At 40.3% G+C, this 12,585-nt stretch carries 9 protein-coding genes and 1 riboswitch; of the genes, 8 read left to right on the top strand and 1 reads right to left on the bottom strand.

Features of this window, described 5'->3' with window-relative positions:
* Positions 1 to 151 precede the first annotated feature (151 nt).
* Positions 152 to 1,609 (top strand): catalase KatA, encoded by a 1,458-nt coding sequence (gene katA / locus ACFOU2_RS16585; RefSeq protein ID WP_377917052.1) that lies wholly within the window; start codon positions 152 to 154, stop codon positions 1,607 to 1,609.
* Between the two features lie 281 nt (positions 1,610 to 1,890).
* Here the strand turns inward: katA and ACFOU2_RS16580 are convergent, their stop codons facing one another.
* The gene (locus ACFOU2_RS16580) at positions 1,891 to 2,652 is read right to left on the bottom strand and encodes an NADPH-dependent oxidoreductase (RefSeq protein ID WP_377917050.1); all 762 of its coding nucleotides are present in this window, start codon (positions 2,650 to 2,652) and stop codon (positions 1,891 to 1,893) included.
* A gap of 253 nt (positions 2,653 to 2,905) precedes the next feature.
* Between ACFOU2_RS16580 and purT the strand changes: the two genes are divergently transcribed.
* The 7 genes from purT to ACFOU2_RS16545 all read left to right on the top strand — a co-directional run.
* Entirely contained in the window at positions 2,906 to 4,084 is a 1,179-nt protein-coding gene (gene purT / locus ACFOU2_RS16575) for a formate-dependent phosphoribosylglycinamide formyltransferase (protein ID WP_377917048.1), read from the top strand.
* Between the two features lie 224 nt (positions 4,085 to 4,308).
* Positions 4,309 to 5,646, top strand: coding sequence for a metallophosphoesterase family protein (locus ACFOU2_RS16570; protein WP_377917046.1), 1,338 nt, complete (start codon positions 4,309 to 4,311; stop codon positions 5,644 to 5,646).
* Positions 5,647 to 5,792: 146 nt separating this feature from the next.
* Positions 5,793 to 6,638, top strand: coding sequence for an exonuclease (locus ACFOU2_RS16565; RefSeq protein ID WP_377917044.1), 846 nt, complete (start codon positions 5,793 to 5,795; stop codon positions 6,636 to 6,638).
* Between the two features lie 195 nt (positions 6,639 to 6,833).
* Positions 6,834 to 8,507 (top strand): ribonuclease J, encoded by a 1,674-nt coding sequence (locus tag ACFOU2_RS16560; RefSeq protein WP_377917042.1) that lies wholly within the window; start codon positions 6,834 to 6,836, stop codon positions 8,505 to 8,507.
* A 724-nt stretch (positions 8,508 to 9,231) separates the two neighbouring features.
* Complete coding sequence (locus ACFOU2_RS16555; protein ID WP_377917040.1) at positions 9,232 to 9,420, top strand: hypothetical protein; 189 nt, start codon at positions 9,232 to 9,234, stop codon at positions 9,418 to 9,420.
* 290 nt (positions 9,421 to 9,710) lie between these two features.
* Positions 9,711 to 9,811: riboswitch (purine riboswitch) on the top strand.
* A gap of 391 nt (positions 9,812 to 10,202) precedes the next feature.
* Positions 10,203 to 11,294, top strand: coding sequence for a BMP family lipoprotein (locus tag ACFOU2_RS16550; RefSeq protein ID WP_377917038.1), 1,092 nt, complete (start codon positions 10,203 to 10,205; stop codon positions 11,292 to 11,294).
* 213 nt (positions 11,295 to 11,507) lie between these two features.
* On the top strand, positions 11,508 to 12,585 hold a 1,078-nt coding region (locus ACFOU2_RS16545; RefSeq protein ID WP_377917036.1), incomplete at its 3' end, for an ABC transporter ATP-binding protein.

Raw genomic sequence — 12,585 nt, 5'->3', positions numbered from 1 at the left:
AAATTTAGATAAGGAGGTTGATTCACATCTTCAAATCTGTCTATTATTTTTTATTATAATCTTTATTTATAATAATTATAAATAAAGATTGATTTTTTATTGATAAATGTTATTATTTTTATAACAAAAAATTTTATGAGGTGATTCTATTATGAGTAAAAACAAGAACAATCTTACTACTAGCTGGGGTGCTCCGGTTGGGGATAACCAAAACTCAATGACAGCCGGTTCACGCGGTCCAACATTAATTCAAGATGTCCACCTTCTAGAAAAGTTGGCACATTTCAATAGAGAACGAGTTCCTGAACGTGTGGTTCACGCTAAAGGTGCCGGAGCACATGGTTATTTTGAAGTAACAAATGATGTAACGAAATACACGAAAGCGAAATTTTTATCAGAGGTAGGGAAACGCACACCGTTATTCATTCGCTTCTCTACAGTAGCGGGTGAACTTGGCTCTGCTGATACAGTTCGTGACCCTCGCGGATTCGCAGTCAAATTTTATACGGAAGATGGGAATTACGATATAGTCGGTAATAATACACCTGTTTTCTTTATTCGCGATGCAATCAAATTCCCTGATTTTATTCACACACAAAAAAGAGATCCAAAAACACACTTGAAAAACCCAACTGCAGTTTGGGATTTCTGGTCTCTATCACCTGAATCATTGCATCAAGTAACGATCTTAATGTCTGACCGCGGTATTCCTGCTACTTTACGCCACATGCATGGTTTCGGAAGCCACACATTCAAATGGGTGAATGCGGAAGGTGAAGGCGTATGGATCAAGTACCACTTTAAAACAGAACAAGGCGTTAAAAACCTGACTTCAGATGTTGCGGCAAAGATTGCTGGTGAAAATCCTGATTATCATACAGAAGATTTATTTAATGCGATTGAAAATGGAGATTTCCCTGCGTGGAAACTATATGTTCAAATCATGCCTTTAGAAGATGCGAATACGTATCGTTTTGACCCGTTCGATGTAACGAAAGTATGGTCTCAAAAAGACTATCCTTTAATCGAAGTAGGCCGTATGGTATTAAATAAAAATCCAGAAAACTATTTTGCTGAAGTGGAGCAAGCGACATTCTCTCCCGGAACACTAGTACCTGGTGTCGACGTTTCTCCGGATAAAATGCTGCAGGGCCGTCTATTCGCATATGCAGATGCACACCGTTATCGTGTTGGCGTGAACCATAATCTTCTGCCGATCAATCGTCCAAAGGCAGAAGTTCATAACTACCAGCGTGACGGACACATGCGATTTGACAATAATGGCGGAGGTTCCGTATATTACGAACCAAACAGCTTCGGCGGACCGACAGAATCACCTGAAAATAAGCCGGCTGCTTACGCGATATCCGGTGTGGCCGATAGCGTTTCATATGATCATCATGACCATTATACTCAGGCTGGTGACTTATATCGTCTATTAAGTGAAGAAGAACGTACACGTCTTGTTCAAAATATTGTTGACTCTATGAAACCCGTTACAACAGAAGAAATTAAACTTCGACAAATTCAGCACTTCTATAAAGCAGATCCAGAGTATGGAACACGTGTCGCAAAGGGACTTGGTTTATCCGTACCGCCAGAAGTGTAAGGGAGATTAAAAAACATTAAAGTGATCGTGAAATTAAGTTTTATTTCTCAATATCCATTCTCAATTTTATTCTCATTTTCTCAATTAGCACGTATCCGTTTGATCATAGCGGATACCTGTTCTTAAACCATATACATTGGTCGTGATCGGATTGCCATTAACTTAATCAAAATGAATGGCTTGGAGGCTGTTCAATTCAATCAGAAAACAGTAAGCCGCCTGTTTTTTAGGCGGCCATACTATCATTTCCTGTAATGGGTCATAAACTTACAACCTATTTTTCAGTCCTTCATATCTTCACACGTAAACCCTTGCTGCTTCAGCATACTTGGTACATCCGGATATGCATTATTATAGTGAGACTTGCGGTAAAAGCTCGCAATGCGTTCCGTCCAGTTTGCGTCGCTTCTTCCATTCGTTGTTTTCTTTCGATGTTCCTTCATCACATCATTATATTGATGAAGGATCTCTATCTGATCGTGGTTGTATGTTTCTTCATGGTAAAATGCTTCTTTCGGCAGACGAGGATTCAGGCCTGGATCATTTGTTCCGTAACCGATACATAATCCTGAAATCGGAATCACATACTTCGGCAATTCTAAGAGATCAATGACCGCTAATGGTGTACGGCGAATCCCACCGATCGGCACTGTCCCGAACCCAAAAGATTCTGCTGCAGCAATGGCGTTTCCCAAAGCTATCCCAACATCTGTTGCCCCAACTAATAGACTATCTACATCATCTGCGGCTTCAAAAGATTCGTCTTCCATTTTACTGGCCAGTTTTGCACGGTAAAAATCGGCACAAAAGACAAGAAAGACAGGAGTTTGATTAATATGGTCCTGATTTCCGCAAAGTTCCGCCAGCTTCTTTTTTCGATGAGGATCTTTTACGACAATGATGGAAACTTGCTGTCCATGTATCCAGGACGGTCCGGATTGGGCAGCATGAACGATTGTCTCAAGTTCTTTTTCACCTACCGGTTTATCCAGATAATGACGAAAAGAACGATGGCTTGTTAATGTTTTGATCACTTCATTCAAGATGGCTACACCTCTTTGATTTTTTCTATATTTTACTAAACTTTGCTGTTCTTCTCAAAGAAATAAACTTGAGAAGCGGAGACAAGGTTCCCGGAAGAAATCCTGTATTCTTGCAGCAATCCTTTTATCGCAAAAGCGAATTATTATTTATTTTGATTAATTGAACATTCGTTATTAAATGAATATTAATCTTGAAACAATGCTTATTCTAAGTTAATATGTTGAAATAACGGATAATGAGGAGGAGTTACATATGTTTGGGGCACCTTATGGCAAACAGGCTAAGAAAATGATGCTGCTTGGTTCGGGAGAGTTAGGAAAGGAAGTTGTGATTGAGGCACAGCGTTTAGGAGTTGAAACGATTGCTGTGGACCGTTATGAACATGCTCCGGCCATGCAGGCTGCACACCGTTCTTATGTAATAGACATGCTGGATGGAAAAGAACTTCGCAATATTATTGAACAGGAACAACCTGATTTTATTGTGCCGGAAATTGAAGCGATTGCAACGGAAACGCTAATAGAGCTTGAAAAAGAAGGATTTCGAGTTGTACCTACAGCAACTGCAGCGAACTTAACGATGGACCGCGAAGGAATTCGCAGGCTGGCCAGTGAAGAACTCGGGCTACCGACCGCAAAGTATGCATTTGCCAATACGTTAGAAGAGTTGAAAGAAGCTGTTCAAGAAATCGGCATCCCTTGTGTGATTAAACCAATTATGAGTTCCTCTGGAAAAGGACAAACGGTTTGCCGTTCATTTGAAGATGCAGAAAACTCATGGAATGAGGCGATTCAAGGAGGAAGAGGCAAGAAAGCAAGAGTCATCGTAGAAGAATTTATTCAATTTGATTCAGAAATTACGTTGTTAACAGTGCGTTCCATTTCAGGAACAGCGTATTGTGCCCCGATTGGACATGTTCAAAAAGACGGCGATTATATTGAATCATGGCAGCCGCACGAGATGACAGAAGAGCAAGTAAAAGAGGCCCAGCAAATTGCAAAAAAAATCACCGATGCTCTTGGTGGATACGGCCTTTTTGGCGTAGAATTATTTCTTGCACCAGATCGCATTTATTTTAGTGAAGTATCACCAAGGCCGCATGATACAGGCATGGTGACTTTAGCAACTCAAGATCTTTCAGAATTTGCGCTTCACGTAAGGGCGATTTTAGGATTTCCTATTCCGGATATTCAGCTCATTACTCCGGGTGCCAGTCGTACGATTAAAGCATGGGAGGAAAGTAAATCGTACCAAATTTCTGGATTGGAAGAGAGCTTATCCATTCCAAATACACAGGTGAGGGTTTTTGGAAAACCAGAAACAAAGGTTGGCCGTCGGATGGCTGTTGTTCTGAACTCGGCAGCATCAATAGAAACGGCACGCCAACGTGCAGAAGAAGCTGCTTCCAAAATAAACATTATTCATGAGTAAACAAACGTTGAATGGTTTCCTGACGGAAAAGGATTTCCTGCCGGGTTGACCATTATGGCTGATGGCTTTATCAATATTCATTCGATTAGATAGTAAAAAATGACGTAAAATAAACATAAATGAACAACAACTTATAGAAAAAGGAAGGACTAAAAAGCAGCTGAATGATCTTAAAACCCATTCGCAGTGATGAGAGCGAATCTACCAAACAGGAGGGAATGGTTATGAGAGGAAAATTCCTAAAAAAACTGAAAGGATGTTGGTTAGCTCTCATCGTAATTAGTTTTGTTGCAGGCAGTTTGTTGTGGAATGTACAAGCAGAGGAAAAGAACGGAAAAAGCAGGCACGGAAAGGAACCTGAACTTGTGTTTCCTGTTATTAGTGATGTGCATATCAAGAAAAGCGGGACCATTGATATGCAAAAGTTTCAGGATGCCCTGCAGCAGTTAAATGAGCAAGCCCCAAAACAAGATGCTTTTGTGGTAGTTGGTGATTTAACAGATAACGGGTTACAGGAAGAATATGACCGTTTCTTTTCTCTTTATGATGTGAAAAAACAACCCCAAGCTGTTTCCCTGTTCGCAATCGGAAATCATGATTACCGGAACGGCTTATCCGAAGCCGATGCCCAAAAAAGGTTTCTAGCTGAAACTCGAATGGAGTCCATTTATTATCATAAGGTCATCAAAGGCTGCCATTTCATCATCCTTGGCCCGGAGAGCGGATTAACAGAAGGTTATTATTCCAACGAACAAATCAACTGGCTCGGCGAGCAGCTAAAGCAGGCCGAAGAAGATAACCCGAAAAAACCGATTTTTGTCTTCTTGCACCAACCAATAAAAAATACGGTATTCGGCAGTGGAGGAAGTACCGAAATAAACGGGGAACTTCTTTATCATACGATCAAAAATTATCCGCAAGTTATTGCTTTTTCCGGTCATACTCACTTCCCGCTGGATGACCTGAGAACGATTCATCAAAAAGATTTCACCTCTGTTGGAACTTCTTCCGTAAGCTATATATGGACAGGGCCCGGCTATCTTCAAGGAGAACTGCCCCCGGGCTATCAAAACATCAGCCAGGGCCTAATTGTAGAGGTTTATAAAAACAAAGTCGTCATCAAACGCCGCGACTTCCACAAACATGATTGGACAGGCGAACCGTGGGAGATTAACTACCCGGTAAAGGATGACGAATTTGACTATACAGAAACAAGAGATCAAATCAAACCATTTTTTCCGAAGGATGCAAGTATTTCAATAGCTGAGGAAAAGACAACAGCGAGCAGTCTGGAAATCAAGTTTACACAGGCTGTTGACAATTTACTGCTGCATTCTTATAAAGTAACCGCTAAGGAAAAAGAAACCGGTGAAACGGTGAAAGAATATAAGGCTTTCTCTGAATATTATCATGATCCTGTACTAGCATTACTAACACTGCCGGTTCAAGGGCTAAAAGCTGATACAGCGTATGTGATTGAGGTTACGGCGTTAGATGCTTTTGGGAATGAAAGTGAAAATAGTTTGATTATTGAAGCTAAAACCAAGGTAAAGCAGCAATAGAGAAATCGGTAGAAAAAGAGCTGGTGCGAGCAAGTATCAGCTCTTTTCGTGTCGCTGGGTCAGTAGTATTCTTTATAAAGAAAATTCAATACATAGAAGAAATTGGGGACATAATAGTAAGAAGAGAGAAGGAAGAGGGATATAATATGCATGAACCCAAGTATTATATTGTATTTGACATTGAACGGAATTTTAGGCCATACCAATCGGATGCCCCAACGGAAATCATTGATATCGGAGCTATCAAGATTGATGCAAGCACAATGAGTATCGTTGAAGTATTCTCTTCACTTGTCAAACCGACCGCATCCCTATCCCGTCATGCAACGAAGTTGACGGGAATCTCAAAGCAGGAGCTAAAAGGTGAAGAAAAATTCCCCCGCGTCATCAAACGATTCCATGAATTTGTCGGGAAAGACTATATATTTGTTACATGGGGGAAGGAGGATTATGCGTTCCTGACGGAAGACTGTACACGGCATGGTGTAGAGTGCCCTGATCTTGGAAAAGAAAGGAGATTTGATTTACAGCGATTTGTATTTAATGCATATGAACAATTATTCCCGCACCAACCAGGTTTGAAATTCGCAGTGGAACAGCTTGGGCTGGAATGGGAAGGAGAACAGCATCGGGCTTTCGCTGATGCCAAGAACACCGCTAACATTTTCCTGACAGCCGCCAGGCAAAAAGATATCCACAAGCCGTATAGGAGAAGCACAGAACTCGTGTTTGTCAAAGATGGTTCCCTAACCGAAAAAGGGAGAAAAAAAATGAAGGGATGGATATTCAAAGAGTTGAAGAAAAGGAGACATTCCCAGCTGACATGGGAGACATTTATAAAGAGTAAGACATGGGAGAATGTATTGGAACAACACCATTTTGACGATACAACTCTCATGCTGCTGCAACATTACTTCAAGACTGGCTTGAAGAAGGCTAAACAACAACTTCGGGTATTGGCTTCAATGAAACCTCAAGTCAAGAAAACGTGATAAGCTGAAGGCATTAAAGGTAACCAAACGGCTGGTTGCCTTTTGTTTTTGCCCAAATATTACAGTTGACCATGTTGAACGGGTAATACCTATTAACCGAACTGGTGTTGATATGTTGTAAGGGCAACACCATTCATAAAAAAACCTCAAAATGGAATGATAATAATACCTATTCTAAAGTCGGAGGGTATTAATTTGACCATAAGAGAGAATACATTATCCATTTTTGCCTTAGGCGGCATAAATGAAATCGGCAAAAACATGTATGCAATCCAATATTCAAACGATATCGTTATCATCGACTGTGGTGCTAAGTTTCCGGATGAAAGTTTATTAGGAATTGATTTGATTATCCCTGACATTACCTACTTACTAGAAAATAAAGATAAAATCCGAGCGTTAATTGTTACACATGGACACGAAGACCATATAGGGGGTATTCCCTACATCTTAAAAAAATTAAATGTACCCATCTATGCGACACGCTTCACGCTAGGTTTGATTGAATTAAAATTAAAAGAGCATAGGATTCTTAGAGAGACCGAATTGATACTTATTGATTCAGATTCGAAATTTGATTTAGGGGAAATAAGTGTATCGTTTTTCAAAACAAGCCACAGCATTCCAGATTGCCTAGGCATTGTTTTTCATACACCGGAAGGGAATGTTGTCCATACCGGGGACTTCAAGTTTGATTTAACTCCTGTTAATAATCAATATTCGGACATTCATAAAATGGCTGAAATTGGAAGGGGGGATGTCTTGGTTCTATTATCTGAAAGTACCAATGCAGAACGTCCAGGTTCGACCCCATCAGAGCAAATTGTAGGCGATCATATTGAAGATGCTTTCATGAAAGCCAAACGGAAAGTCATTATTTCTACCTTCGCTTCCAATGTTAATCGCGTTCAGCAAGTAGTTGATTCCGCCATAAAGACGAATCGAAAATTGGCGCTGCTTGGGCGAAGTATGGTTAACGTGGTTTCTGTTGCGATGGAGCACGGTTATTTGAACGTTCCTGACGGGCTGTTAATCGATGCCAAGGAAATCAACCAATTGCCGCCTGAAAAAGTAGCTATTTTATGTACGGGAAGTCAGGGAGAGCCGATGGCCGCCCTTTCCCGCCTGGCTAGCTCAAACTATCGTGATGTGGACATTCTACCTGAAGATACAGTTATTATCGCAGCAGGCCCAATACCCGGGAATGAACGAAATGTTTCGCGTATCGTAGACAACTTATTTTCACTTGGAGCCAAAGTGATTTATGGATCGGGAAGTGTAACAGGAATGCATGTTTCCGGACATGGCTATCAGGAAGATTTAAAACTGATGCTCACATTAATGAAACCGAAATATTTTATCCCGATTCACGGTGAATTTAGAATGCTGCACCAGCACCGTTTGTTAGCCGAATCCGTTGGAGTGGGGAAAGATCATACGTTTATCATTAATAATGGGGATGTTGTTGACATCAACAACTCGGTTGCCCGTCAGACCCGGAAGATACCGGCAGGGAATATTTATGTAGACGGGGTGGGTGTCGGAGATATTGGGGACGTTGTGCTGCGAGACCGCAAACAGCTTTCTGAGGACGGAATGCTAGTGATTGTTATAACCCTTAGTAAAACGGAAAGAAAAATTGTTTCTGGACCTGACACCATTTCCCGTGGATTCGTGTATGCACCAGACTCCGAGGATCTCCTAAGAGACGTTAATCGTCTTGTTAAAACAACCGTTAACGACTTGCAAGAAGCGAATATACACCAATGGAATGTCATGAAACAAAATATAAAAAAATCGATAGGACAATATTTATATACTCACACTAAGAGAAAGCCAATGATCCTGCCTATAATTATTGAAGTTTAACTGGAAAGAGTTTCATTAAATTGAAAAAAGACTTAAACCGAATAATCTATCTTTCATATGGCGAATTACCTGTTTCATGTCAAAGGCTAATGACCGGATTAACAAACCCTGCTTACCCATGATAAAGAATTGCCTCTCTCGACAAAAGAGGCAATTTTTACATTTCAGATAGAATAGTTATTGATTTAATTTTCTCATTTTTCGAATTTTCAGGAATACATATGTATGATAGAAAGTGAGATTCTTACCATTAATGGTACAGTCGGATTTTGATGTGGAGGTATGACGTGAAAACGATTGGACTATTAAAACGAATTAACAAGTGGGTTCCGGACGATACATTCGTATCGAACATTTAGTAAGTAATACATCAGGACTACCGGATTATTATGAGGATAAACCTAAAAAGGGACCTAAAAAGGGCAAATCATTTTTGGAGATTCTGCTTGAAGAACCTTCACGAGTTTGTATGCTGCAGGGCAAACGGTCAGCACGTCTGAAGATTTACTTGTATTCATGAAAGCTTTGGTAGGAAATAATATCATCCAACATGAATCGCTTTTAACCATGCAAAAATGGACGAAATTGTGGATAGGCGTAGATTATGGCTATGGACTAATAAGGGTCCGGATGCTTCCCATTATTCAGAAATATAATGTATGGGGACATTTAGGGTCGAGTGGTTCCTTTATGCTTTACAATCCTGCTATGGATGTTTATATCATTGGCAATTTCAATAAATCAGGATATACAGCAAAAAGTATTCGCTTTGTATTTAATATTCTGCGAATATTATCCAAATGCGGGAATGAGTAGACACATGCCTGCATCGGACAAACGCCCTCTGGCCGCCGGAGGATTTTTGTTGCATGAAATTCCTGATGATAAACACGGCTTTGTATCTATGAAATGAAAGTGTTAGATAAAGTTGAAGATGATAAGAGTTATGCTGTTACATAAACGTAAGTTCCCTTTAGCCGATTAAAGTTTCCTGCATGCTTTTATGATCATGTTTTTAAGAGTGTTATAAACAATAGAATGATCCGCTGTTTTCTGTAGTTTTCTAGTAAATGTTTTCACCCCGGAATCTTTGTGTGTATGAGTTTCAAAATTTTTTAACGAAGGGATTCAGTAACTTCTTGACACATAATTGTTATATTGATATATTACGAGAGTATTCTACAAAATAAGTTTTCATTTCACTGAATCAAATAGTTTAATACTCATATATCCTCGGGAATCGGCCTGAGAGTTTCTACCCTGCAACCTTAAATTGCGGGACTATGAGTGAAAATAAATCCGGGTTCCCCCTTTGCTGAAGTAGTAAAGGTATGGTCCAAGCGATTTACATAATGTTTCATGTATAAAACATTATGATACCGAAGGGATAAAAAGCCCAGGCGGATAGATTTCACTTTGTAGTCACGAAAAGTTGAAACCTATCCTGACCTGGGCTTTTATTTTTTATGCAATTAGGCATGGGACATACTCGTTATAAGGTTTTACGGGAGTAGTGATTTCTTTTTTTGAAGGTCAGACATCAGATATCAGATTTGTTTGGGCAGAAAGCAAGCCTGATAGGATATGAAAGGATAAAAAGCAGGTATATGGTAAAAGCTATATGTCAAATGAAATATTTTGTATGGTACTTAAGTTATTTAAAAGACAGCTTGAGTCATTTAGGGAGGATTAAAAATGAAGAAAAAAGCCGGATTGATGTTATCGCTTGTAGTGGCGGCAGGAACACTTTTAAGTGCATGCGGAGCAAATAATGATGAATCGGATAAAAATGGAGGCGGTGGAAAAGCTGCAGATTTTAAAATAGGGATGGTTACGGATGCAGGAGGTATTGATGATAAATCATTCAACCAGTCTGCGTGGGAAGGTATTAAAAAATTTGGTAAAGAAAACAATTTAGAGGAAGGCAGAGGATATAAGTATCTTCAATCAACTTCACAGGCGGAATATGAACCAAACTTAACCAAATTCGCGGAAGCGGATTATAACTTAATATACGGTATTGGTTTCTTCTTGGAAGATGCTGTCCAAAAAATCGCCGGGCAATATCCTGATTCCCATTTTGCTTTAGTAGACAGCTTATTGCTTGATGAAAACAACAAGCCTGTCTTCATGGATAATGTTGCAAACATTACATTTAGAGAAGAACAAGGGTCATTCTTAGTAGGTGTCATAGCGGCAAAACATACAAAATCAAACAAAATCGGTTTTATTGGCGGGGTGAGTTCACCTTTAATCAAAAAGTTTGAAAATGGATTTAAAGCAGGTGTAAAAGCGGTTAATCCGAAAGCGGAAGTATTTGTCCAATATGCAGGAAGTTTCACCGCTCCAGACAAAGGCGCAACCATTGCTTCAACGATGTATGACAGAGGAGCAGATATTATTTATCATGCAGCAGGCGGAACTGGAAACGGTGTATTCACCGAAGCGAAGAACCGTAAGAAAAATGGGGAAGGCGTGTGGGTGATTGGTGTAGACCGTGACCAACATGAAGAAGGCATGCCGGAAAATGTGACCTTAACATCAATGGTTAAGCGTGTAGATGTTGCAACTTATGACGTATCAAAACGCGCAATGGAAGGCGATTTCCCGGGCGGCAAAGAAGTTGTGTTCGGCCTTAAAGAAAACGGAATAGGCATTGCACCGACTACCGATAACCTAAACAAGGAAGATTTAAGCTCAGTAGAGGAATGGAAGCAAAAAATCTTAAACGGTGATGTTAAAGTTCCGACAACGGACAAAGAATTTGCAAGCTTTTCGGTAAAATAATCATTGGAAGCAAAGAGGTTTTCCCTAAAGCGCTCGAAACGCGCAGAGGGCAACCATAAAAAATCGCCTTTTCCGTTTAATTAGTTGATGAAACCACTATTTTAGCGAAAGAGGCGCTTTTTTATGCGAATTTTACCGTCGGGCTAGCCGTGGTTAAGAAGGTTTTTCTTGTACAACAAATTTCGGATAAAAAGCCTCGGAGGAGTGAGTAGGTTGGAATATGTAATTGAAATGTTAAATATTCGCAAGGAGTTTCCGGGCATTGTTGCGAACGATAACATTACGCTCCAGGTCAAAAAAGGAGAAATCCATGCGCTGCTTGGCGAAAATGGTGCTGGAAAGTCTACACTCATGAATATTTTATTTGGCCTTTATCAACCTGAAAGGGGCCAAATTAAAGTTAACGGAAAAGAAGTGAAGATTACCGATCCGAATGTGGCCAATCGTCTTGGAATCGGAATGGTGCACCAGCACTTTATGTTGGTGCAAAACTTCACCGTCACGGAAAATATCATTTTAGGAAGCGAGCCGACAAAGGCAGGGAAAATTGATATTACAGAAGCGGCTAAAACAATTGAAGAGCTTTCAAGGAAATATGGCCTGGCCGTAGATCCTTATGCAAAAATTGAAGATATTTCGGTTGGTATACAGCAAAGAGTCGAGATATTAAAAACGTTGTATCGGGGTGCAGACATTTTGATTTTTGATGAGCCGACAGCGGCTTTGACACCCCAAGAAATCACGGAATTAATCCACATCATGAAAAGGTTAATAGAAGAAGGTAAATCAATCATTCTGATTACCCATAAATTAAAAGAGATTATGGCCGTATGTGACCGTTGTACGGTTATTCGAAAAGGAAAAGGGATTGGAACGGTCAATGTATCGGAGACTAATCCTGATGAACTTGCATCCCTAATGGTCGGACGTGAAGTTCACTTTCGGACTGCTAAGAAGGAAGCAACTCCACAAGAAGAAGTGCTTGTAATCGATCAGTTAGTTGTAGAAGATACACGCGGCGTTGAAGCAGTAAGAGGATTGAGTTTGACTGTTCATGCTGGTGAAATCGTTGGAATTGCCGGTGTGGAGGGCAATGGACAAACAGAGTTGATTGAAGCGATCACGGGGTTGCGCAAATCCAAATCAGGTTCCATTAGCCTCCGTGGACAAGAGCTCATAAACATGCCGACGAGAAAAATTACCGAGTCAGGCGTCGGGCACATTCCGCAGGATCGCCATAAACATGGACTTGTGTTGGACTACACAATCGGGGAGAACATGGCCCTGCAAA

Origin of the sequence: Bacillus songklensis (assembly GCF_042649685.1) — a bacterium.
GTDB classification, from domain to species: Bacteria; Bacillota; Bacilli; order Bacillales; family Bacillaceae_H; genus Bacillus_BA; species Bacillus_BA songklensis.
Note: the sequence above shows the minus strand (reverse complement) of the source record. Positions and strands in the feature narration are given on the sequence as shown.